General features: G+C 70.1%; 20 protein-coding genes. 11 read left to right on the forward strand and 9 right to left on the reverse strand.

The window, feature by feature from the left end:
- Positions 1-499: 499 nt before the first annotated feature.
- From ACRSBM_RS15825 to ACRSBM_RS15840, 4 genes are all read left to right on the forward strand, one after another.
- Positions 500-1,513: a beta-ketoacyl-ACP synthase III gene (locus ACRSBM_RS15825; RefSeq protein ID WP_434444148.1), complete on the forward strand. Its 1,014-nt coding sequence runs from the start codon at positions 500-502 to the stop codon at positions 1,511-1,513.
- Positions 1,514-1,570: 57 nt separating this feature from the next.
- The gene (locus ACRSBM_RS15830) at positions 1,571-1,816 is read left to right on the forward strand and encodes an acyl carrier protein (RefSeq protein WP_434444149.1); all 246 of its coding nucleotides are present in this window, start codon (positions 1,571-1,573) and stop codon (positions 1,814-1,816) included.
- 40 nt (positions 1,817-1,856) lie between these two features.
- A complete protein-coding gene (locus ACRSBM_RS15835; protein ID WP_434444150.1) occupies positions 1,857-2,378 on the forward strand; it encodes a MaoC family dehydratase in 522 nt (173 codons plus the stop codon).
- Positions 2,379-2,501: 123 nt separating this feature from the next.
- Positions 2,502-4,085 carry an alpha/beta hydrolase gene (locus tag ACRSBM_RS15840; protein ID WP_434444151.1) on the forward strand — a complete coding sequence of 528 codons (1,584 nt, stop codon included), beginning with the start codon at positions 2,502-2,504 and terminating at the stop codon, positions 4,083-4,085.
- A 129-nt stretch (positions 4,086-4,214) separates the two neighbouring features.
- Here the strand turns inward: ACRSBM_RS15840 and ACRSBM_RS15845 are convergent, their stop codons facing one another.
- Genes ACRSBM_RS15845 through ACRSBM_RS15855 form a run of 3 tightly spaced genes read right to left on the reverse strand, consistent with a single transcriptional unit; the run spans position 4,215 to position 7,108 of the window.
- A complete protein-coding gene (locus ACRSBM_RS15845; protein ID WP_434444152.1) occupies positions 4,215-4,997 on the reverse strand; it encodes an alpha/beta fold hydrolase in 783 nt (260 codons plus the stop codon).
- Positions 4,998-5,003: 6 nt separating this feature from the next.
- Complete coding sequence (locus ACRSBM_RS15850; protein ID WP_434444153.1) at positions 5,004-5,975, reverse strand: hypothetical protein; 972 nt, start codon at positions 5,973-5,975, stop codon at positions 5,004-5,006.
- Entirely contained in the window at positions 5,972-7,108 is a 1,137-nt protein-coding gene (locus ACRSBM_RS15855) for a hypothetical protein (RefSeq protein WP_434444154.1), read from the reverse strand. Before ACRSBM_RS15855 ends, ACRSBM_RS15850 begins: the two co-directional genes overlap by 4 nt.
- 227 nt (positions 7,109-7,335) lie before the next feature.
- Between ACRSBM_RS15855 and ACRSBM_RS15860 the strand changes: the two genes are divergently transcribed.
- Positions 7,336-8,547: an IS110 family transposase gene (locus ACRSBM_RS15860; RefSeq protein WP_434444155.1), complete on the forward strand. Its 1,212-nt coding sequence runs from the start codon at positions 7,336-7,338 to the stop codon at positions 8,545-8,547.
- Here ACRSBM_RS15860 and ACRSBM_RS15865 read toward each other — a convergent pair.
- Positions 8,528-8,836, reverse strand: a complete 309-nt coding sequence (locus ACRSBM_RS15865; protein WP_434444156.1) for an acyl carrier protein — start codon at positions 8,834-8,836, stop codon at positions 8,528-8,530. The genes ACRSBM_RS15860 and ACRSBM_RS15865 overlap by 20 nt on opposite strands.
- Positions 8,833-10,482 carry an AMP-binding protein gene (locus ACRSBM_RS15870; protein WP_434444157.1) on the reverse strand — a complete coding sequence of 550 codons (1,650 nt, stop codon included), beginning with the start codon at positions 10,480-10,482 and terminating at the stop codon, positions 8,833-8,835. Before ACRSBM_RS15870 ends, ACRSBM_RS15865 begins: the two co-directional genes overlap by 4 nt.
- A 593-nt stretch (positions 10,483-11,075) precedes the next feature.
- Between ACRSBM_RS15870 and ACRSBM_RS15875 the strand changes: the two genes are divergently transcribed.
- From ACRSBM_RS15875 to ACRSBM_RS15885, 3 genes are all read left to right on the forward strand, one after another.
- A complete protein-coding gene (locus ACRSBM_RS15875; RefSeq protein ID WP_434444158.1) occupies positions 11,076-13,892 on the forward strand; it encodes an ATP-binding protein in 2,817 nt (938 codons plus the stop codon).
- Positions 13,893-14,155: 263 nt separating this feature from the next.
- Positions 14,156-14,776 carry a helix-turn-helix transcriptional regulator gene (locus ACRSBM_RS15880; RefSeq protein ID WP_434444159.1) on the forward strand — a complete coding sequence of 207 codons (621 nt, stop codon included), beginning with the start codon at positions 14,156-14,158 and terminating at the stop codon, positions 14,774-14,776.
- Between the two features lie 239 nt (positions 14,777-15,015).
- Positions 15,016-15,351, forward strand: coding sequence for a hypothetical protein (locus tag ACRSBM_RS15885; protein WP_434444160.1), 336 nt, complete (start codon positions 15,016-15,018; stop codon positions 15,349-15,351).
- Between the two features lie 21 nt (positions 15,352-15,372).
- On the opposite strand, the gene ACRSBM_RS15890 is transcribed toward ACRSBM_RS15885, so the two are convergent.
- From ACRSBM_RS15890 to ACRSBM_RS15905, 4 genes are all read right to left on the reverse strand, one after another.
- Positions 15,373-16,602 (reverse strand): ABC transporter substrate-binding protein, encoded by a 1,230-nt coding sequence (locus ACRSBM_RS15890; protein ID WP_434444161.1) that lies wholly within the window; start codon positions 16,600-16,602, stop codon positions 15,373-15,375.
- A gap of 173 nt (positions 16,603-16,775) precedes the next feature.
- Complete coding sequence (locus ACRSBM_RS15895; RefSeq protein WP_434444162.1) at positions 16,776-17,192, reverse strand: nuclear transport factor 2 family protein; 417 nt, start codon at positions 17,190-17,192, stop codon at positions 16,776-16,778.
- Between the two features lie 37 nt (positions 17,193-17,229).
- Positions 17,230-17,448, reverse strand: coding sequence for a hypothetical protein (locus ACRSBM_RS15900; RefSeq protein WP_434444163.1), 219 nt, complete (start codon positions 17,446-17,448; stop codon positions 17,230-17,232).
- 230 nt (positions 17,449-17,678) lie between these two features.
- On the reverse strand, positions 17,679-19,814 hold the full coding sequence (locus tag ACRSBM_RS15905; RefSeq protein WP_434444164.1) for a helix-turn-helix transcriptional regulator: 2,136 nt from the start codon (positions 19,812-19,814) through the stop codon (positions 17,679-17,681).
- Between the two features lie 279 nt (positions 19,815-20,093).
- Here ACRSBM_RS15905 and ACRSBM_RS15910 point away from each other — a divergent pair, with 279 nt between their 5' ends.
- The 3 genes from ACRSBM_RS15910 (at position 20,094) to ACRSBM_RS15920 (ending at position 22,016) form a co-directional block, all read left to right on the forward strand.
- Positions 20,094-20,708, forward strand: a complete 615-nt coding sequence (locus ACRSBM_RS15910) for a helix-turn-helix transcriptional regulator (RefSeq protein ID WP_434444165.1) — start codon at positions 20,094-20,096, stop codon at positions 20,706-20,708.
- A gap of 203 nt (positions 20,709-20,911) precedes the next feature.
- The gene (locus ACRSBM_RS15915; RefSeq protein ID WP_434444166.1) at positions 20,912-21,691 is read left to right on the forward strand and encodes an IclR family transcriptional regulator; all 780 of its coding nucleotides are present in this window, start codon (positions 20,912-20,914) and stop codon (positions 21,689-21,691) included.
- A 76-nt stretch (positions 21,692-21,767) separates the two neighbouring features.
- On the forward strand, positions 21,768-22,016 hold the full coding sequence (locus ACRSBM_RS15920; protein ID WP_434444167.1) for a UDP binding domain-containing protein: 249 nt from the start codon (positions 21,768-21,770) through the stop codon (positions 22,014-22,016).
- Positions 22,017-22,415 lie beyond the last annotated feature (399 nt).

Here is a 22,415-nt window from a genome sequence, read left to right on the forward strand (position 1 = left end):
ACCGGATGATCGGTGGCGATACCGACTGTATGACGGGGAACGCGAGAGGAAACTGTGGAAATCCGCAGTGTGGGACAGCAGTTCTGCAGCCGTCGGTGCCCAGATCCGGTCGACGGAGCCCAGCCGTCGCAAGAGGATTCTTCTGAGAAGATCGGGCAGGTCTTCCTGCAGCGCTCTGGTGAGGAACCTCGCACCGGTACGGGGATCGCCCTCGGCGATCGCCGTACCGGCGGTCCGCAGAGCCTCGGGCGCCCACACGATCCGTTCAAGCTCGGCCCCGCGGCCGACGAGAGAAGTCCGGGTGTCGAGATTCCGCAGGTGTTCTTGTTCGGTGCAGGCTGCTGTCGTCAATGCCGTCCCGGGGAATGGGTTGCTTGGGCGTCTTGCTGGTGACGCGGTGATAGCTTCGTGCCGAAGAGATGCCGCCGTAACACATCGAGCCGGATCTCCAGAGGGCGCAGAACGTCGACGTCGCCGTGTGCGAGCAATAGGAGAAGTTATGACAGCGGATCACCGCCGCGCCGCGGTCCTGTGCGGGATCGGCACCTGGTTGCCGCCGAGGGTCGTGACCAACGACCATCTCGCCCAACGGCTGAACACGACCGACGAGTGGATCCGGACCCGGACCGGAATCCGGCAACGCCGCGTGATCGAACCGGGCATGTCCACCTCGACGCTCGCGGTGGAGGCCGGAGCCCGCGCGCTGAAGTCCTCCGGCGACGCGGACGTCGACCTCGTCATCGTCGCCACGACGACGCCGGACCACCCCTGTCCGTCCACGGCGCCGGAGGTCGCCCACCGCCTCGGCCTGACCGGCGTGCCGGCGTTCGACCTCAACGCCGTCTGCGCAGGGTTCGTGTACGCGCTCGCGACGGCCGCCGGGCACATCGCCGCGGGCATCGCCGAGCGCGTTCTGGTGATCGGCGCGGACACGTTCACCACGGTGCTGAACCCGGACGACCGCACCACCGTGGCGATCTTCGGCGACGGCGCGGGCGCGGTGGTGCTGCGCGCGGGCACCGCGGACGAGCCGGGTGCGCTCGGTCCGTTCGACCTGGGGTCGGACGGCTCCAACTCGGACCTGTTGATCGTGCCCGCCGGCGGTTCCGAACAGCGCGGTTCCGGGTTGCCTCTCGATCCCGCGGACGTCCACTTCCAGATGGACGGCCAGCCGGTGTTCCGCAACGCCGTCATGAGGATGAGCGAGTCGGCCGGGAAGGTGCTCGACCGGGCCGGCTGGCGGATCGAGGACGTGGACCGGTTCGCCTGCCACCAGGCGAACGCGCGCATCCTCACGGCCGTGGCCCGCAACCTCAAGGTAGAGCAGGAACGAGTGGTCATGAACGTCGACCGGGTCGGCAACACCGTGGCCGCCTCCATCCCGCTGGTGCTCGCCGACGCGGCGGCGGCCGGTGACATCGTCCCCGGTCACCGCGTTCTCATCACCTCGTTCGGCGCGGGCCTCGGCTGGGGATCCACCGTGCTGACCTGGCCGGAGCTCGAGATCGGTTGATCTCCGCCGCGACGGATCCGTTGCATGGCAACCCTTTCACGACAAGTAGGAGAGCACATGACCGCCGACGACACGCTGGACCGGTTGACGACGTTGCTCGTGACGCAGTTCGGTGCGTCCGCGCAGCGCGTGAACGGCGAGGCCACGTTCGAGGAGCTCGACTTCGACTCACTCGCGCTGGTGGAGCTCGCGATGCTGGCGCAGAAGGAGTTCGGCGTCGCGGTGGACGAGCAGGAACTCACCCCGGACCAGTCCGTCAGCGGAGTCGCCGAGTTGATCGGCACCAGGAGGACGGCGGCCTGATGTCGCGGTCCGGCACCAGGATTCACGCGGCGGTGAGGGCATGACCGCACGCGTCTTCTCCGCTCCGGCAGACCTGCTGGACGCCGTCGGGGACACGCTCGGCACGAGCGAGTGGCTCTCGGTGGGTCAGTCCACTGTGGATGGATTCGCGGACGTCACCCGTGATCACCAGTGGATCCACCAGGCGGGCCCGGCCGCCGACGCCGGACCTTTCGGAGGACCCGTCGCACACGGGTTCCTCACGCTGTCGTTGCTCATCCCGATGCTCGACGAGATTCTCCGCGTGGACGGTGTGTCGGCGGTGGTGAACAAGGGAGTCGACAGGTTGCGCTTCACCACGCCGGTACCCGCAGGCGGGCGAATCCGTGCCACCGCCGCACTTGCCTCGGCACGAGCGCGGCCGCGTGGCTTCACCGAGGTCGTCCTGTCCGTCACGGTCGAGGTCGAGGGCAAGCCACGACCCGCGTACACCGTTGATGTGCTGATGCTCTACCAAAGTTCGATCCAGCGCACCGCCGCATCGGACGACGGCCGATCGGCCGCAGGCGGTTGTCCCCCGTGAGGACTACAAAGAGGTGTCCACTCCAAGGGGATTCGTGGCGCGGCAGTCCTCCATAGGTTTGCTCACGACGACGTAAGTGCGTCGCGGCAAGCCGAGAGCTGGAGGGCAAGGGCGTTGAAGGCAATGCAACGGTCAGTGGGAGCCGGTATCCCCCGGAAGTTCACCAGGGTGATCGCGGTGGCGCTCACCGTCGCCGCGGTGGCGGGCTGTGAAGCCACGGAAGAAGCCTTGAGGAGTGAGGACGCACCACCGGCCGTGGCCGAGGCGTCCGCCCCGCCGCCCATCGCCTGGGGTGCGTGCCCGGCGTTGGCCGAGGGTGCCAGTCGCGACGCCCGGCTCACCTGCGGGACGGTGAAGGTTCCGCTCGACTACCGCGACCCCGGTGGCGAGCAGATCGAGGTGGCCGTGTCGAAGCTGCCGGCAGCGAAGTCCAGTGACCGCCGCGGTGTGCTGCTGCTGAACCCGGGCGGCCCGGCGCTGGCCGGTCTGGAGACACCGGGTGACGTGGCGAAGATCCTGCCGCCGTCGGTGCTGGCGGCCTACGACCTGATCGGTTTCGACCCGCGTGGGGTCGGGCACAGCACCCCGCAGAGCTGCGGTCTCGACGACCCGTCTCTCGCCGGCCTCTTCCCGTACCCGGCCGCGGACGGCTCGATCACCGCGAACGTCGACCGCGCCCGCACCGCCGCCGAACGGTGCGCGAAGAACGGCGGCGAGAAGCTCCGGTACTTCACCACCGCCAACACGGCCCGCGACCTGGACCGCATCCGCACGGCGCTCGGCGAGGAGAAGATCTCCTACTGGGGCCAGTCCTACGGCACGTACCTCGGCACCGTCTACTCGTCACTGTTCCCGGAGCGCGCCGACCGGGTGGTCCTCGAGGGCAACGTCGACCCCACGAAGGTCTGGGCCAACGCGAAGGACAACTGGGGCAAGGCCATGTCGGAACGCTTCCCCGACGCGGCAAAGGTCGCCGCGGCGCAGCACGCCACGCTCGGACTGGGCGGCACCGTCGACGAGGTGACCAAGAAGTACCTCGCACTCGCCGACCGCCTCGACCGCACCCCCGCGCCCGTCCCCGGCACTCAACTGGCCCTGGCGGGTTCGATGCTGCGCACCGTCACCTACAGCCTCCTGCTGGACAACAAGACCCTCCCGGTGCTGGCGCAGTTCTGGAAGGCCGCCGCCGGGCTGGCCGACGGCACGCTCACCGAGGCGGACGGCAAGGTGCTGCAGCAGGTGTTCGCCGCGCCGCCGCCCACGCCTGGCGTGCCGGCCGACAACCAGGCCACCATGTTCCTGGCACTAACCTGTGGTGACGCGCGGTGGTCCGGCGACGTCGACGACTACTCCCGCCGCACCGCCGAGGACCGCGAGGCCTGGCCGCTCACCGCCGGGATGCCCGCCAACATCTGGGCGTGCGCGTTCTGGCCGAAGCCGATCGAAGAGCCCGTCCAGGTGACCGACAAGGGACCGCGCAACACGCTGATCCTGCAGAACCGCAGGGACAACGCCACACCGTGGGAGGACGGCCTGGGGCTGCACAAGGTCCTCGGCGAGCGAGCGGCTTTCGTCGGCGCGGACCACGGCGGGCACTACGTCTACCACCAGGGCTCCACGTGCGTGGACGACGCGACCGTGACGTTCCTGACCACCGGCCGCCTGCCGGACAAGAAGGTCGACTGCACCGACTTCGCCTCGCGGTGACCGTGGTTGCCGGCGGTAAGTGTTTCTAGACGGGGAACTTCTGGTGGCTCGGCCGGTGTCCAACCGCCGTTCCACCAGGAGTTCCGTTGTCGTTCCGCCACGACAGTCCTCAATGGACCTGCCCGGCTCTTACGACGCAAGTGGTTCGTGGTGATGCCGCAGGAAGCCGGCCTGGCTTTCCAAGCCCCGTGCCTCAGCGCGCGCAGGAAGGCGATCCCACCCGCCGGACGGCAGCGGGAGCCGCAAGCCATCGGGTGCCGGAGCCCGCATCGCCTCAGCGATGGCAGGATGCGGAGTCTCATCCAGGACGCCGCGGACGAAGCACGTCACGACACCGATCCAGTCGGCCGGGCGGCGCAGCATGAAATGACCGCACCCCGGGACCTCGAAGCGGGCCACGCTCGCGGCGACCTGCCTGGCGCGCACCGCGAACTCGTACGACTGCGGGCAGCTCGTCCACTCGTCCAGGTCACCGTGCGCGATCAGGACCGCGCGGCCGGAAAGCTGATCGATCGGTTCGCTGGACTCCACCCACGGTGCCAGTGCGCACGCGCCGACGACATCGGCGTGGTCAGCGACCCTCAGCGCGACCCGGCCACCCATGGAGTGGCCGACCACGACCACGGGAACACCGGGATGACGCCGGGCCGCTTCAGCCAACGCCCATCGAGCGTCGGCGACGGCATCCTGCTGCGGTTCGTTCCAGCCGCGGACGCGGTTGCGCAACAACCACACCTCGCCGCCGGCCGGGCGCACGGCGTCGCGCAACGCCCGTGCGAACGGCACCATCCGCTGGTACGCGGAATGCCATGAGGCCGTGGGCCGGGCGCTCCACGGCCGTCCGCCGTGCAGGACGAGCACCAGCGCCTTCGTCGGCCCGGCAGGCTGGTAGACGCGGAGATCCGGTGTCATCCGCGTTCACCCCGTACCCGAAGTCACCACGGCCGTCACCGTCATGCCGCCCGCGATGCTGACCAGGATGTGGTGCCGGCCCTCGGCGGGCGCACCGTGTTCGGCCAGGTTCGCGATCAGGTCACCGGCTCCGACGTGACCGGTCTTCACGCCGAGCTGACGGACCTTGGCGCGCAGCGGTGCCGGCAGACCGGCGGTGATCAAATGGCGGAGCTGGCTTCGTCCGCCACGGGTGGGCAGCACGGCGCTGATGCCGAGGTCGTCGGCGGCGAGGCCGGCTTCGTCGAGCGCGCGGCCCACAGCGGTCCCGACGCACCGGCGGAATCCCCGGACGGCATCCGGGTGGCCGAAGGGGCTCACCGGCGCGTCCGTCAGCGGTGCGAACGGATCGCGGCCGGGGAACTCGAGTTCCAGCGCGGGTTCACCGACGGAGACCACCGAACGGATGATCTGCTCGCCAGGCTCACGGGTGAGCACTACCGCGGTCGCTCCATCGCCGAGCGGCGGAGCTGCCCGCCATCGGTCGTAAGGCAGGCTCCGGAACTCGTCACCGGTCGCCACGACCGCGGTGCGGCACGTGGGTTCGGTCAGCAGCCGGGCGACAGCGAGCTCCAACGCCGCCGCACCTCCGTTGGACATCTGCTGGACACCCAAAGCGACACAGCGGTCCGCGCCGAGCAACCGCGCGACGCGGTGGGCAGGCGTGGCGACGCCCGCGCCCTGGCGGAACACCCAGGCGTAGACGAGCGCGTCCACCTCGTGCGGCCGCTTGCCCGCCGCGGCCAGCGCGACCGCGCACGCTTCGGCTGCCATCTCAGGGGCGGTTTCACCGGTGGACACCGGCAACGCCTCGATGCCCTCGCCCCTGGCGTCCGGACCGCTGATCACGCCGTTCAGCACGGCATCGTCGGCCTGGTAGACACCCTCGGGCACCCACAGCGCGGCTCCGTTGATGTAGATCTCGCCGGTGACCTTCATCGTCCGGCCTCCATTCGGTCGGGGCAGCGGTCTCCCAACCCGCCGTGCCAACGGATCTCGTCGACGGGAGTGAGCAGTTCCAGCTCGGGGCAGCGCTCGACCAGCACCCGCAACGCTTCCGCCGTGAGATGCCTCGCCAGCGTCGCCCCAACGCAGAAGTGACGGCCGTGGCCGAAGCTCAGGTGCCGCCCACCCTCGGCCGCCGGGTCCTGGTTCGCCGCGGCGAACAACACCCGCACCGCCTCGCCGCGGTCCAGGCGCACACCGCCGATCTCCATCGGTTCGGCGGTGAACCGCCAGGAGCTGGACAGGGCGGGCGGCTGCAGCCGGACGATCTCCTCCACCACCTCGGACACCTGGCCCGCGGCGACAGCCTCGCGCAGGTCCGGCCGGACGAGGATCACCGCCACCGCGGTGGCGAGCAAGGTCATCAGTGGACTGGAGGCACCGGCGACCACGGTGCCGATCAGAGAGGAGGCCTCCCTCCTCGTGAGGCTTCCGTCCGCCAGCACCCCGGACACCACACCACCGGGCTTTCCGGTGCGGACGAAGTGCTCGGTCAGTTCGGCGAACTCCACCGAGGCCTGCTTCATCGCGGGACTCTCCGGGTGGTCCGCGTCGAGCAGGATCTTGCCCGCGAGCAGGGCGCGGACGACGGCGGCGGAGTCGACGCCCAGCACCTGGCCGAGGACAGCCGCGGCGAGCGGAACAGCGAAGTCCATGACGAGGTCGAACCGCTCGCTGTCGGCGATCGCGTCGACCTGGGCGCGGACCGCCGCCTCGATCTCCGGCCTCCACCGCTCCAACGCCTTAGGGGACATCAGTGGCGCGATGACAGCGCGCAACCGCGTGTGGTGCTCGCCGTCGGTGTTCATCACGTGCCTGCCGCTGATGAGCGTGAAGTCCTCAGGACAACGTTTCCTGCCGAGGCCGCCGGGCAGTTCGCTGAAGCTCAGCGGGTCCTTGAGCAGCCTGGGATCGTTCAGCGTCCGCTTGCCCTCGGCGTAGTCGGTGACCAACCAGACCGGCACGCCGCCGGGTGCGGTCACCTTGCTGATGGGGGCCGACGGGTCGACCTGGTCGAACAGTTCGGGATGGGTCTGGTGCGGGCACTTCCACGGCTGGATCGTCATGTCAGCTCCATAAGCTTGTTGATGTCCAGGACGAGGTGTTCTGGATGCCCAGGACGGCGGGGTGTGGCTGATGTCTGCTTGCCGCTGGGTGGCTCTCCGGGAGTAGCCGCCTCGCTGTTCTGGACGCCCTGGCCGCTGATTGAAAAGTGTGCGTGTGGTCGCTGTTTATGGAGCTGCTGGCGGGGCCGTCCACGGGGTTGAGCGATGGAAAGGGGAGGGCGGACCGCATGGCGGTGCGCGAGAGGATCTGGGTGGGCATCGACGTCGGCAAGGCCGGTCACCACGCGTGTGCGGTCGACGACTCCGGCAAGGTCGTGTTCAGCCAGAAGGTGGTCAACGGCCAGGCGGCGATCGAGGAGTTGATCGCCCGCGCGGGGCGCAAGGCCCGCGAGGTGGTGTGGGCGGTGGACATGACCTCGGGCACGGCGGGGTTGCTGCTGGCGCTGCTGCTGCAGACGGGACAACCGGTGCTGTATGTGCCGGGCCGGTTGGTCAACCGGATGGCCGGCGCGTTTCCCGGCGAGGGCAAGACCGACGCCAAGGACGCCCGCACGATCGCCGAGACCGCCCGCCTGCGAGGCGACCTCACTCAGGTGAGCAACCCGGACGAGATCGCGGCCGACCTGCAGATCCTGACCGCGCGCCGCGAGGACCTGATGGCCGACTGGGTGCGTGGGGTCAACCGGCTGCGTGAACTGCTCGCCTCGATCTTCCCCGCCCTGGAACGCGCTTTCGACTACTCCACCCGCTCGGCACTGGTCCTGCTCACCGGCTACTGCACCCCGGCCGGTATCCGGGACGCGGGCGCGGGCGGCCTGACCGAGCATCTGCGTGCCGGTGGCGCGTGGCCCAAGGGAATTCCGTCCATGGTGGACAAAGCGATTGCCGCTGCGGCCGAGCAAACCGTTGCCCTGCCGACAGAAACCATCACCGCGCCACTGATCATCAGACTGGCCCGGCAGCTGCTCGAGCTCGATCGCGAGATCAAGGATCTCGACAAGCACATCACCGAGCGCTTCGGTGAACATCCGCATGCCGGTCCGATCACCAGCGTCGACGGGTTCGGACCGATCCTGGGTGCGCAGCTGCTGGCCGACACCGGCGGCGACCTGCGCGCGGCGTTCGGCAACTCCGGCCGCATGGCCGCCTACGCCGGACTCGCCCCGGTACCACGCGACTCCGGGCGAGTGCGGGGCAACCTGCACCGGCCCAAGCGCTACCACCGCGGCCTGCGCCGCGTCTTCTACCTGGCCGCCCTGTCCTCGATCAAGGTCCAGGACGGCCCGTCCCGACGCTTCTATCCGCGCAAACGAGATGAGGGCAAGCGTCACACCCAAGCGCTCATCGCACTGGCACGCCGACTGGTCGACGTCATCTGGGCACTGCTGCGTGACGGCCGGGAGTTTCATCGCTCACCACTCACAGCCCAGGCCGCTTGACCTGATCATTGAAACTCCCATCGACCTTGGCCTGGACGATGGCGCAGAGATCGCTGACAGTGCGCACTTCGTAGGTCACCTCGTAGAGATCGACGCCGAGTTCGTCCTCGATGCGGGCAAGCGCCCGCACCAAAGCCAGCGAGGTCACGCCCGGCAGGGCGGTCAGCTCTTCCTCCGCCGAGGACGGGAAGTCGGCAGGATCGACCTCCAAAGCCTCCGCCAGAGCCGCACGGACGACATCGGGTACCGACGAAGAAATTGCTTTGGTCACAACGAACTCCGTGTTCATGCGTTGGTGAGGTTGCGGAAGTGGCGAGCGGTGAGGGCGCGCTGCCATTTCCCGCTCGTGGTGCGGGGCAACGCGTTGCGGGGAACGGCGTGCACGTCGATCGCTCCGAGGTCGAGCGTCGCGGACACCAGTTTCCGGACCTGGATGGACACGTCGGTGGCCTTCGCCATGTCCTGCGTCTCCACCGCGATGATGATGCGTTCGCGGTCGTGGTCGGCGAACGCGACGCACCTGCCGCGCCCGTCCTGCAAGCCCTTGCGGACGACGTCCTCGACGTCCTCCGCGAAGAAGTTGCGGCCGGCGACGATGATCATGTCCTTGCGCCTGCCCGCGACGTACAGCTCGCCGTCGACCCGCACACCCAGGTCGCCGGTGTGCAGCCAGCCGTCGCGGAACGCCGCGGCGGTCGCCTCGGGATCACGGAGGTAGCCGCTGGACAGCGACGGACCGCGCACCACGATCTCGCCGACAGCGCCCTCCGCGACGTCCAGCCCGCCGTCACCGACGAGCCGCAACGACAGACCGGGTACCGGTCGCCCGACCGACACCAGGCCGGTGCCGTGCTGGGCGCCGTCGGCGACACGGATCGCCTCACGCTTGCCGGCCAGGGAGTCGCGATCGAACCAGACCGCCTTCACCGGCCGGCCCGGCTGCGGGCAGGCCACCGACATCGTGGCCTCGGCCATGCCGTAAACGGGCAGCATCGCCGTCTCCCGCACACCTGCCGGCGCGAGGGCGAGGGTGAACCGCTCGGCCGTGGCGGGCTTCACCGGTTCGCCACCGTTGAGCGCGAGTCGCCACGAGCTCAGGTCCAGCCCGTCGAGCGGGCCGGAGCGAGGGACGTCCGCGATGCGGTCGTAGGCGAAGTTCGGGCCACCGAACACCGTGCCCCCGACCTCGCTGATGTACTCGAGCACCTGCCGCGGCCTGCGGACGAAATGCCACGCGCTGAACAGGTGCATCTCGTAGCCCTGCCACATCCCGAACAGGAGCGTGATCAGTCCGAAGTCGTGGAACAGCGGCACCCACGACACGACGACGTCGTCCGGGCCGACCGTGCTCGATTCCGCGGTGGCCGCGAAGCAGGCGAGCACAGCGGCGTGCGACAGCACGACTCCCTTGGGGCGCGCGGTGCTACCGGAGGTGAACTGGACGATCGCCGCGGACTCCGGCCGGGCGATCGGCTCCATCCGGGTGCCCTCGGCGCAGTCGCCGAGCCTGATGATCTTGAGCTCCGGCTGCCGCCGGTGCAGTTCCTCGGCCACGGCGAGCTGGGCGTCCGCGACGATGAGGTGGCCGAGCTCCCGCACGGCGGGCGCGAGGGCCGCCGCCAGATGCTCCGCCGGCGCCGGCATCGGCGGCACCGGCAGGACGGAGATCGCGCCGCCCGCCGCCCAGACACCGAACACCGCGGGGAAAAAACCGGGTTCGGTGCCCACCAGCACACCGACGACCGAATCCTCCGTCACGCCGGCGCGCAGCAGTTCGGCGGCGACTCCCCAGGCCTTGGCCGGGATCTCCGCTTGCGTCACCCGCACACCGCGCTCGGGGAACGCCACGACAGCGTCCCCGCGTTCCTCGGTGAGGTGGTCGAGCAACGCGGTCAACGTGGGGACCGTGCGGCGGCCATGCTGAACAGGACGCACTGTGCTCCTTCAGTGGTTTGGCAATCACTATTTGTCAGCGCCAAACCCACCCACTACACGGAGGTCGGCGCGAGCCAGGACGAATCCACGCGTGAATACTCAAGAACCAGTTCAGGGAGAAACGGGACAGCAGGTCTCTCCACACGCTTTTGCACGGCGGTACTCGATGTTGTGCCGGTGCAAGGAACTCACGACTTGAACGATAGGTACGCCAGGCCGGGCGACAACTACGGAAGTCCGCAAGAGGCTCGCGCCCAACCACAGTGGACTACTGCGGATCTGGGTGGCGGACCGCGTTCCGCCACCGGCTTTCGGTGCCTCAGATTAACGAACGCACCCGTCGTCGACTCCGGACGTACCAGATGGCGGAACGGGGGTTCCGCGTCGCGGTGCGGGCGAAAACCGGGCACCGCCGGCGCCGGCAGCAGGCCGCACGGCACCGAGCCGAGCTGACGGAGGAAGGTCACGTTTGGGTGGCTCCACGCCTTCTACCAGGGGCGCCCCGTCCTTCGCCGCTCCCGGCGGATCTGGCGACGCGCTGTTCCACACTCCTGGTGGATCTACTGGAGTAGGGCAGGACGTAGGTTGTTTCCATGTCGCCAGGCACGTCGCAGGACATTTGGATCGGTCGCGATGCGGAGCTGGCCGTACTCGAAGGAGCCGTCGAGCGGATCGGCGCCGGCACCGGGACAGCGGTGTGGATCGAGGGCGAGGCCGGGATCGGCAAGTCCGCGCTCGCGGCCAAGGGCGTCGAGACGGCTCGCGCCGCCGGGTACGAGGTGCTGACCGGGAACGCGGATCCGATGGCGCAGCGGTCGCCGTTGCACGTCATCGTGGACCTGCTCCGGATCTCCTCCCGTTCGGCCGACCCGCGGCGCACCGAGATCGCGAAGCTGTTACGCGAACGGCGACTCGGCCTGCTCGAACCGACCTACGTGGCGTGGGCGGAGATCGAGCTCCTCGTCGGGCTCGTGGACGACCTGTGCACGGGAGGTCCGACGGTGCTCGTCCTCGACGATGTGCAACATCTGGACGAGGCCTCGTTCCTGCTGTGGCACCGGCTGGTCTCGGCGGTCGACCAGCTGCCGCTGCTGCTCGTCGCCACCTGCCGTCCGACGCCACCGCGCAACGAGGTCCGCGACCTGCGCGCGACCATCGCCCGGCGGGGGCACCCCGTGCTGGAGCTGGCGCCGCTGACCGGCGTGGAGTCGGAGCGCCTGCTCACCAGACTGCTGGGCGAGGCGCCCGGCTCGACCCGCGACCGGCTGGCCTCGCTGGCCATGGGCAACCCTCTCTATCTGAGGGAACTGGCCAACGCCGTGTGGCTGGAGGGCGTCGAGGCGGACGACCGGCTGCCCGCGTCGTTCGGCGAGGCGCTGACCCGCAGGCTCGGCGTGCTGCCCGACGCGGCGATGGAGGTCCTGCGGATGGCCGCGCTGTTCGGCGGCAAGTTCTCGGTGACCGATCTCGCGGTGCTGATGCGCCGGTCCGCGTCCGAGCTGGCGGGAGCGCTGCAGGACGCCGTCGCGGCGGGGATCGTGATGGACGTGGGGACCGAGCTGACGTTCCGGCACCCCTTGCTGCGTCAGGCGTTGTACCAGTCGATCCCCGGCGCGCTGCGGTCCGCGCTGCACCGGGAGGCGGCCCAGGCGCTGGCAATCTCCGCCAGCCAGCCGCTGCGGGTGGCCGAGCAGCTCGCGGCCTCCGACCAGGTGGGGGACAGCTGGGCGCGGCAGTGGCTCGGGGTGCACGCCGCCCCGCTGGCCGCGCAGGCGCCCGACCTCGCGATCGATCTGCTGCGCCGCGAGGTGGACCAGGCCGAGGACGACCAGACCGAGGCGCTCCTGGCCGTGCTCGCGTGGGTGCTGCTCGGGGTGGGCCGGTACCGCGAGGCGGTCGACTGCGCGCAACGCGGTCTCGCGGTGGTGAGCACCGCCGGGCACCGGTCCGAGATGGAGTTCGTGCTGGTGCGGGCCCTGTTCAGCCTCGGAGAGCACCGGGAGGGCATCGACGCGGTGCTGCGGTCGTTGTCCCGGCCGGACCTGCCCGTCGTGTGGCGGGCGCGGTTGCTCGGCTGTCTCGCGATGGTGCAGCGCGGGGGAGAGGGCGACGTCGACGCCGCCGACATGACGGCCCGGCTGGCGCTGAACATGGCGGACAGCGTGCACGACTCGTTCGCGTCGGCGTACGCGCTGATCGTGCTGTGGTTGAACAGGTCGGTCCGGCGCGACCACGGTGAGGCGCTCGCGTTGCTGGACCGCGCGCTCGAACTGTTGCGGGTGGGCCCCGACCACACCGACATCAGGGCGATGACCGAGGACGGCCGGATCTTCAGCCTGCAGAACCTCGCTCGCTGGGAGGAGGCGGCCGTGGCACTGCGCCGCAGGACCCGCGGCGCCACCCAGCCCGGCATCACGGCCGCGGTGCTGCGGTACTGGCTGGGCGAGTGGGACGACGCGCTGGCCGAGCTGGACCTCGAGGACGCCGCCGCGGCCGGGTTCTCCTACTCGGGACTGCGGGAACCGGGACCGTCGCTGCTCTGGCACGGTGTCGCCGCGCTCGTCGCCGCCCGCCGGGACGACCGGGAGCTGTCGCGGCAGCACCTGGAGGCGGGGCTCGCGCTGCCGACGCCGACGGTCGCCGACCGCGAGAACCTCGACTTCCTGGTCGTGGCCCGCGCCGTCGTGCTGGAACAGGACGGCGACCGCACCCTGGCCAAGACGGTGCTCGCGGAGATCCTGCTGCACCGTGGCGATGCGGAGATGACCCTCACCCACCAGTGGTTGCCCGACCTCGTGCGCCTCGCGCTCGAAGACCGCGACGAGAAGACCGCGCGCGCCGCGGTGAACGCGTGCCGCGTGGAGGCGTCCGCCGAGGCCCAACCGGGTCGCGCGGCGTCGGCGCTGCTGCGCTGCGAGGGACTCCTGACCAGGGACACGGAGGCGCTCTCGGCGGCGGTCAGCTGGTACCGCGAGACGGGACCGGCCGTGGATCTGGCGGCGGCGCTGGAGGACCTGGCCGTGGTGCTCGCGGATCGCGGCGACCTCACGGCGGCGCGTGACGCGTTCGCCGAGGCCGTGGACCTCTACACCCGCTTCGGTGCGAAGTGGGACGTCCGGCGGGCGGACCGGCGGCTGCGCGCGTACGGCGTGCGGCGAGGCGTCCGGGGCAAGCGCGAAGCCCGCGACCTGTCCGGCTGGCAGGCGCTCACGTCGACGGAGCTGCGCATCGCGTCGATGGTCGCGGACGGCCAGTCCACGCCGAGTATCGCCGCGAACCTGTACCTGTCGCCGCGCACCGTGCAGACCCACATCTCCCACGTGCTGGGCAAACTCGGCGTCCGCAGCCGGGTCGAGATCGCTCGTGAGGTGTTCCGGCAGCGGGCGGACGGGGTCGTGGCGCAGAGCTGACCATCCGCGTCCGGCGTCCCGATCACCCGATCAGGTCCGCAGGGTGCACCGCAGGTAGGTCCGCAGGTATGCCCGCGGCCCCGTGCCCCGGTCTGGCCTGCCGCCTCCGTCAGTGGCGCTGACCTGCGGTGGGACCGCCCAGCCGCGACGCTGCACTTGGCACTGCGGCTGACGCGGCCGCGGAGCGTCAGCTGACCGATGTCTCGCCGGCCCCCGCGCGGCAATCTGGTTCCCAGCACACCTGGCAAGTACGGGAGAGAACAGTGGAGCCAGTTCGCGTCGCCGTGTACTCACCGGACCCGTTGACGGTCGCCGGCCTCTCGGGTGCGTTGTCCGCCGAGGCCGGTTTCGAGGTGCTGGAAGGCCTTTCTCCGTCCGATGTGGACGTGCGGATCGTCGCGACGTACCACCTCACGTCCGAGATCCTGGCTCTCCTGCGCCGGGCGGCGCCGACCGGCGTGCCGGTGGTGCTGGTGATCAACGAGATCACCGGGCCGCAGGTGCTCGCCGCCATCGAGTGCCGCGTCGTCGCCGTGCTCTCCCTGCAGTCGGCGACGGGTGACCGTCTCGCGCACAGCGTCCGCACCGCGGCCGCGGGCGGCGGTGTCCTCCCGCCCGCTCTGCTCGGTGAGGTGCTCAAGCACCTGGAACGCCTTCAGCGCGAGGTGCTGGAGCCGCAGGGGCTCAACGCGGCGGGGTTGAACCCGCGTGAGATCGAGGTTCTGGGCCTGATGGCCGATGGGATGGACACCGCGGAGATCGCCGGGAAGCTGTGCTACTCCGAGCGCACCGTGAAGAACGTGATCGCCGGTGTCACCAAGCGGCTCAAGCTGCGAAACCGCTCGCACGCGGTCGCTTACGCGATGCGCAGCGGCATGATCTGATGGTCTTCCCGGGTCCAGACCGCGCGGTGAGATGTTCGTGCTGACCTGCTCTTCAGCAACCGGGTCGAGGCACCGCCGGACCGTACCCCTGTTCGACCCCCGTTGGCGGCGTGCGTGCGTGTGCAGGAAAGACGCCATGCACACAAGTGCAGAGTGCTCCCGTTCCGGCTGGTCCCCGGCACCCGCACCGTGGTGTTCTCGGCAGACGAAGAGCAGGACGACCGGTGGGGAGATTCGCCGTGGCTGAGCACGACATGACGTTCCGGGGTGATCTGGTGCTCTCGCTCGCGGAGGACGGCAGGCTGATGCTCGGCGTGGCCGAGGCCGACGAGTTGATCGCCGGGATCGAGAACACGCTTTCGTTGCTGCGCATGCGCGAATGGGGCCTGCAGGTGTGGCGGCAGGCGTCGTGGCAGGAGCGCGGCGGGAGCAACCCGTCCGTCGAACAGTTCGTCTTCGACGCCGCGTTCTCCGAGCAGATCGCCCCCGGCCGGCTCGAGGCGGCGTTGCAGGAGCTGCCGAAGTACCTGGAGGCCTTCCGCATCGCCCGGCAGCGGGCGCTCGCCGCGCAGTGACACGGCCTCAACAGCCGCGTGTCACCTGAGGTCGTTGCGCGCCTCGGACATGGCCTGCTCCCACGCCTCCGCCGCGGACTGCCTGCCCGTCTCGACGCGGTTGAGCGCGGCGGTGAACTTCGGCCGCACCAGGAAGTCCCGCACGCCCCGGTAGTTCGGCCGCAACGCGTCGGCCGTCGTGGCGTAGATCGAGCCGACCGGTGCGCCGCTGAAGTAGTCGTCGGTCTTGGCGAGCACCTCGGGTGAGCGGTACACCTGCGGCTGGCTCGGCAGGTTGCCGGTCTCCAGGAAGATCCGCTTCTGCTGCTCCGGCGCGGTGAGGAACTTGGCGACGTCGTAGGCCTGCGCGGTGTGCTCGCCCTGCGCGGGCACGGAGAGGAACGAGCCGCCCTGGTTGCCGCCACCACCGGGCACCGAGGTCACGTCCCACCGGCCCTTGTTCTCGGCACCGCCCGCGTTGCGCAGCAGGGCGAGCGTCCACGCCGGGCACGGCACGGTGGCGAACGAACCTTGCCTGATCGCGATCGTCCACTCCTGGGAGTACGGCGTGAGCTTGGCCGTCCACCCCGACTCCGCGAACCTCCCCGCGAGGTCGAACGCGGCGCGCACCCGGGGGTTTCGGTCCCCGATGAACGAGTCGTCCGCGCGTGCGAAGTAGCCCTCCTCGGCCTGGTTCAGCGCCGAGGTGTAGATGCTGGCCGCCGTGTCGACGAACGCGATGTCGGGCTTGGCCTCGCTGAACCGCTTCGCGACCTCCGTGTAGGCCTCCCACGTCGGCCACAGCGCACCGACCTCGGTGCGGTCCGTCGGCAGCCCGGCGGCCGCGAAGTAGTCCTTGCGGTAGCACAGCGCGAGGCTGCCCATGTCGGTGCCGAGTCCGAGCACCACCTCGCCGGAATCGGCGAGCCCCTGGTCCCACTTCCACGGCGCGTACTGCTCGCGCAGGTCCAGCGCGCCGAGGTCGGCCAGGTTGACGAACTTGTCGGACGACTGCCGCAGCCGCGGCAGGTGGCCTTCCTCGATCGCGACCACGTCGGCCGCTCCCCGGCCGGCCGCGAGCTGGGTCGCGAGCTTGGTGTGGTGGTCCTCGAACTCGGTGATCCGGGAGACGAGCCTGATTCCGGGATGCCGTGACTCGTACTCGCGGAACAGCGACTCGTAGCCGAAGTCACCGAACGTGGCGACCGTGATGGTCAGCCGGTCGTCGTCGGCGGCTGAGCCACAGCCTGCCAGCAGCGCTGTGGCGGTCATGAGCGCGAGGGTGCTGAGGTGGCGTCTCACGAGGTCCTCCCTGTGCGCTGGTCCACGACTGCCGCATTATTGGTCGGCGCACGTCGTCGTGGCACGTCGTCGTGCCACGTGGTGGAACGCTCGGAGTTCCCAGGGCGGCACACCGCCCACAGTTCGGGACACCACCCGCCGGATCAGTACGGCAGATCGAGCGACATGCGCCGCCTGCTGATCCGCCAGACGCCGTCCTGCCGCGTGAGCTCGTCGTCGTGCTGGCCGGTGGAGAGCGGCACGACGGTACCGCCGCGGATCGAGAAGATGGTGAAGTACGAGGTGCTCGTGGCCCGGCCGTCTGCGGCGTGCTCGACGATCACGTTGCTCAGCACGTGGCGTCGCCGGTCCTCCTGGTGGTGCCACGTGGCCCTGGCGAGTTCGACGATCGCGGCACGTCCCGCGAACGACCCGCTGACCGGGTCGCCGCCCACTGACATCGTCAGCTCGGCGTCCTCGGTGAAGCAGCCGGTGAGCACGGCGGCGTCCTGGTGGTCGTAGCCCAACGCCCAGCGGTGCAGCGTGTTCACGATCTCGTGCCGGTGCGTGGGTGTCAGCATCGAGCTCTCCGAATGCAGGTGGCGCGGGAGGCGGAAGTCAGGCGGCGGTGGCGTGGGCGCGTCCGTCCTGCCGTTCGAGCCTGAGTGCGTGCTCGAAGCTCGCCGCCGCGAACGCGAGCTCCTGTGCGGAGTCCGGTCCGCCGGTCAGGCCGAGCATCTCGTGAAGCCTGCCCTTGGCGCGGTACCAGGCCGCCACGGCGTCCGTGGAGGTGTCCGGCCCTGGTCGCTGCTGGTACAGCCGCGTGAGTTCGATCATGGCGTTCACGGTGGTCTCCCGAGTGTGCTCAGTGGGGCGTCCTCGAATCGGTGAACTCGTCAGACGACGATTCTCACCGTTCGACGACGCCCACACGGGTCGGCGCGGGCGATGACTGTCCGCGCGGACCTCCGCCAGTGCCCTTCGGTGCTGACCCGTCGAGCCGCTCTCCCAGCGCCGTCACGGGTGAGGTACACCCGACGAGAACGTCCCGCCGCTGGCGCAGGCGGTCAGCGGTCGTCGTCCTGCGCGTCCCGCCAGTTGACGAGCTCCCGCCTCCCACTGATGCCGAGCTTGCGGTAGACGCCGGACAGGTGGAACTCCACGGTGCGCCGGGCCAGGGACAGCTCCGCGGCGATCTCGGAGTTGTTGCGTCCCATCGCCACCAGTCGCGCGATGCGCCGCTCCTGTGCTGTCAGCACGGGAGGCTGAAGGGCCGGTGCCCGCGGCGGGGATGTCCCGGTGTCGTCGTCGAACAGCACCGCACCGCATCGTTCGGCGAGTTCGCGTGCCCGCGCCTGCGCGGCGGCGGCATCGTCGGCGCGGCCTTCGGCGTGCAGGGCGGCCGCGAGGTCGCTCTGTGCCTGCGCCTCCTCCAGCTCGGCTCCGCAGTCGCGGAAGTACGCGGACGCCGTCACGAGCAACGCGGTGCGTTCCGATCGAGGCGCGGTCAGCGCCCGAGCGTGTGCGGCGAAACCCTTGGCGCGCGGGCTGTTCCACGCCGTGGCGGCCTCCTCGCCGGCCTCGGCGAGCGCAGCGGCGTCGGCGATCCGCCCCAGACGCAACAGGGTTCGCACCGCGTCGAGCCGCCACGACAGCACGTCCGCGTTGAGCGCGGCCCACCCGGTGGCAAGGCGTTCGCAGTCGAGCTGCTCGGCCAGCGCCCGTTCGTGGTCACCCAGTGCCGCGGCGACCGCGGCACGAGCACAGGCCAGCTGCATCGAGGCACCGGTGTGGCTGATGTCGCCGAGCAGGTCGTTGCGCACCAGCTCGTCACGTGCCTGCTCCGGCCGGCCGGCCCGTACGAGTGCCTCCGCGAGCTTGGCGGTCGCCGTGGCCACGATCGAGTGCGAGGCGGGCAGACCGAGAGCGCTGCTGCCGGCCAGCACCGCTCGTAACGACGCCTCGGCAGAGCGCAGGTTGCCGCGCCTGCGCTGGAGCGAGGCGCGCACGAGGCCGCAGCCGAGCCTCGGAATCTCCGCGCCGGAGCCTTGCAGCACGGCTTCCGCCTGCTCACACGCCCGTTCGGCCACCTCGTCGTCGCCGGTTGTCAGCACTGCAGCGAGCGCGAGCCAGCACGTCGGCCACTCCTGGTGTGCCGCGGCGTCGTCGAACGCGGAGACGGCCAGCTCGACCGCCGCACCGCCACATGGCTCGTTGAGGGCGGCCAGGCACGCCCTGGTCGCGTGCAGCGCGCGGCGGGACGGCTCGTCGGCCTGGCCGGTGGTTTCGAGCCACCGCTCCAGCTTCGCCAGCATCGCGGGGCCTTCCGGCCGGAAGACGCTGACGGCGGTTCTCGTCAGGTACAGCTCGACCGCCTGCGACCGTGACCTCTGGTGCACCTGGTCCGCCGACTCCTCGAACAGCCTGCCGGTCTCGGGAGTGCTGGGCAGCCACATCGCGAACCGGCACAGCAGTTCGACCGTCTCGGCGACGTCGTCAGGGGTGTCGTGCATCCGCAGTTCCTGCAGCAGGCACACCACGGCCGCCTGCGGGTTGCCCTCGGCGAGCACGAGCGCGAGCTGGCGGGAGATGCGCACCCGTTGCGCGGGATGAGGACTCTCCGCGAGCGCGGAACGCAGGTAGGCGGCGGCCGCACGCCAGTCACCGCCGTCCATCGCCTCGGCGGCCGCGACGGACAGCACCTCCGGCACCCACTCCAGTCCGATCGGACCGATCCTCGCGAGCTGGTCGGCCACCCGTTCGGCCGCACCCGGAATGCTACGCAGGCGCTCGACCGCCCGCAGCCGCAGTGTGATCGTCCTGGGCATCGTGAGTCCCGCGAGCACCTGGTCCGCGGTCCGCTCGTCGAGGAACCGCAACGGCATGCTGTTGGCCAGCACGCCGGCGCTGGTGAGCAGGTCGACGGCCGCCAGCGTCTGCTCGAGGCCGAGCCCGGCGACGTGCGTGGTGAGCGACAGCTGCGCGTCCGGGCCGAGCACCGCGATGGCACCGAGCACCGCTCCGGCGTGCGGGCCGAGCCCTTCGAAGCCGGCCAGCGGCGGCGACTCCACCGCCGCGTCCTGCACGACGGGCTGGTGGTCCTGCGCCTCGGCCGCGTGCAGCGCGGCGACGTTCAGCCCTGACCAGCGGTGCGGCACCGCGGGCTGGTCCCGGCCCTCGTCGCCTGTCCGACGTGAAGCCAACGCACTCCTCCGACTCGACCGAGAACCGACGCGTTCACTTTGCAGGCTGATGCTCCCGCGCAGGTCATGGTCGGCCCACCTGGTGGTACGCAACTCCGCAGGTCACCTCCGCAGGTACCTGGGCGCGGGCTACCCCGATCAGGTGACCAGTGTCGTCGCCGTGAGCGGTTTCCGCAGTTCAGGGCGGTGGGCGTGCGCACCGTCAGCTGGCCGATGTCTTGCGAGACCGGTGCGGCCAGCATTGGTCACGTTGCAAGTCCAGCGGTACGGGAGGCAGTCGTGGAAGCACTTCGTGTTGTGGTGCAGGCATCGGACCCGCTCACTGCGGCAGGTCTGATCAGTGGACTGAGCGCGGAGGAGGGCATCACGGTCGAGGAAGGTGCGGACGCGGACGTGCGGCTCGTGGCCGCGGCGACCCTCACCGCCGGTCTGCTTCTCGACCTGCGCCGCACCGCGGCCAAGAACCGCGTGCCGACCGTGCTGGTGCTGACCAGGTGCCGCGAGGCCGAACTGCTGGCCGCCGCCGAATGCGGTGTCGTCGCCGTGCTGCTCCGTGCCTCCGTGACCCCGGAACGGCTGGTGCACAGCGTCCGTGCCGCTGCGGCGGGCAGCGGCACGTTGTCCCCGGCCATGGTCGGTGAGCTGATCGACCACGTGGAACGGCTCCAGCACGAGGTGCTCGCGCCGGCGAGCGTGAACGCGCCCGGACTGAGCCCGCGCGAGGTCGAGGTGCTGCGGATGATGGCGGAAGGCCTCGACACCGCGGAGATCGCGGGCAACCTCTGCTACTCCGAACGCACCGTGAAGAGCGTCATCACCGGGTTCACCCAGCGGCTGAACCTCCGCAACCGCCCGCACGCCGTCGCCTACGCCATGCGCGAGGGCGTGATCTGACCTCCGTCACGACGACGTTCGCGCTGTCGGCCGCTGGTGTCCAGCGACTGACCACTCATCGTTACCGGCTTGAACCCACTGCCTCACTGTGCGCAGGGGACGACAGGAGCAGTTCTCCGGCCGGACCTCGCGTTTCCACCGTGACGGCAGAAGACCTGAGCAGGCTGCCGGAGCTCCGGACCCACTTGGCGGAGGTTGACGACATGACTGACCTGATCTCGACCACACGACAGACCTCTGCGGGCAAGGTGCTCGCCGTCCTGCAGGCATTCGGCGTGCACGAGGGCGCGGCGACCCTCGGTCAGGTCGTCCGGCACACGAAGCTGCCGAAGTCGACCGCGCACCGCATGCTCGCGAGCCTGCGTGAGGCGGGCCTGGTGGAGCTTGCGGACGGACGGTTCCTGCTCAGCAACAGGCTGGTCGAGCTCGCGGCCGTGGCGTCGGCGAACGCGGCCTCCGGCTTGCGGGAACTGGTGCTGCCCAGCCTGACGCACCTGTACGAGGCCACCAGAGAGGCCTGCCAGCTGATCGTCCGGCGCGGCGACGGCGCGATCGTGATCGAGGGCGTGCACGGGCGCCAGTCCGTCGGCGTACTGCCGCGCCTGAACGGCGTGATGCCGTTGCACTGCACGGCGGCCGGCAAGGTGTTGCTCGCGCACTCCACCCCGCTCGATCTCCAGTCACGGCTGGAAGGCCACACGGCCGCGACCATCACCTCACACGCCGGGCTGCGCGAGGAACTCGAGCGCGTGCGCAAGTACAGCCTCGCCTTCGACCGCGGCGAGTGGTTCCCCGGCCTGACCGGTGTCGCGGCACCGGTGTGGGGACCCGGCCGGGTGCTGATGGGCGCCATCTCGGTGATGGGACCGTTCGGCAGGCTCGTGCCCGACGCGATCGCCCCGCGCGTCCGCAGGATCGCCGAGATCGCTTCGCGGGAGCTGCACACGTCGAAGTTCGCGGTGGCGTGTGACCTCGCCAGCTGAGTACACAGTGGACAGTTTGACGGTTGCTCGTCGTGGGGCGAAGGTTTGGCGTTCGACGGGAGGTCTGGCGGGCTGGGTGAGGCAGCCCGTGTCCGGCCTGACGGACACGGTGCGGATCGTGGAAGACCCGTACCAGGAGGCCGCGGTGGTCGTCGTGCTGACCGAGTGGCCCGACTTCCGGGCGATCGAGTGGGCACGGCTGGCGGAGGAGCTGGACGGCCGGATCGTCATCGACACCCGCAACCACCTCGACCCCGACATGCTCGACCGGGCAGGCCTGCTCTGGCGCGGTGTGGGTCAGCGTGCCGCCGCTCCGATCACCTGATCCGCACCAACTCGGACCGCGTCATCTGGACGGACCGCAAGAATTCACATCACGTTCCACGATGTCGGGCACCGGTTGACAGGGCGCCAGGTTCGAATGGCCGAAGTCTGGTCGATGAGCGGGTGCGGTCGTCCGCGGAGGCGTCAGCGCCAGGGGGTCCTTCAATGCATTTTGTCGTCCGCGGTGACGGGCAGGTCGGCAGGCCGGCGCACGTGTATAGGCGATGTGGCGTTGCAGGGAAACCGTGGGTCCCGCATGTTGGAACGCTTGGTGCGTACGGGCCCGGACGGTCGTGATCGCCGTGGCAGGCCCTTGTTATCTTCGAAAACGCGTCTTCAGCGCTGTTTGTGCAGGTCAGAGCTGTTGCTCATGGTTTGGGACGCAGGTGCAGGTTTGGGC

Source organism: Lentzea xerophila (assembly GCF_051094245.1).
In the GTDB taxonomy this organism is placed as follows: Bacteria; Actinomycetota; Actinomycetes; order Mycobacteriales; family Pseudonocardiaceae; genus Lentzea; species Lentzea xerophila.

Coding starts and splice junctions, on each gene's coding strand:
- ACRSBM_RS15840 (WP_434444151.1), top strand. CDS start 2,502: ATGCAACGGTCAGTGGGAGCCGGTATCCCCCGGAAGTTCACCAGGGTG.
- ACRSBM_RS15835 (WP_434444150.1), top strand. CDS start 1,857: ATGACCGCACGCGTCTTCTCCGCTCCGGCAGACCTGCTGGACGCCGTC.
- ACRSBM_RS15830 (WP_434444149.1), top strand. CDS start 1,571: ATGACCGCCGACGACACGCTGGACCGGTTGACGACGTTGCTCGTGACG.
- ACRSBM_RS15860 (WP_434444155.1), top strand. CDS start 7,336: ATGGCGGTGCGCGAGAGGATCTGGGTGGGCATCGACGTCGGCAAGGCC.
- ACRSBM_RS15845 (WP_434444152.1), bottom strand. CDS start 4,997: ATGACACCGGATCTCCGCGTCTACCAGCCTGCCGGGCCGACGAAGGCG.
- ACRSBM_RS15895 (WP_434444162.1), bottom strand. CDS start 17,192: ATGCTGACACCCACGCACCGGCACGAGATCGTGAACACGCTGCACCGC.
- ACRSBM_RS15850 (WP_434444153.1), bottom strand. CDS start 5,975: ATGAAGGTCACCGGCGAGATCTACATCAACGGAGCCGCGCTGTGGGTG.
- ACRSBM_RS15865 (WP_434444156.1), bottom strand. CDS start 8,836: ATGAACACGGAGTTCGTTGTGACCAAAGCAATTTCTTCGTCGGTACCC.
- ACRSBM_RS15875 (WP_434444158.1), top strand. CDS start 11,076: ATGTCGCCAGGCACGTCGCAGGACATTTGGATCGGTCGCGATGCGGAG.
- ACRSBM_RS15855 (WP_434444154.1), bottom strand. CDS start 7,108: ATGACGATCCAGCCGTGGAAGTGCCCGCACCAGACCCATCCCGAACTG.
- ACRSBM_RS15900 (WP_434444163.1), bottom strand. CDS start 17,448: ATGATCGAACTCACGCGGCTGTACCAGCAGCGACCAGGGCCGGACACC.
- ACRSBM_RS15890 (WP_434444161.1), bottom strand. CDS start 16,602: ATGACCGCCACAGCGCTGCTGGCAGGCTGTGGCTCAGCCGCCGACGAC.
- ACRSBM_RS15825 (WP_434444148.1), top strand. CDS start 500: ATGACAGCGGATCACCGCCGCGCCGCGGTCCTGTGCGGGATCGGCACC.
- ACRSBM_RS15915 (WP_434444166.1), top strand. CDS start 20,912: ATGACTGACCTGATCTCGACCACACGACAGACCTCTGCGGGCAAGGTG.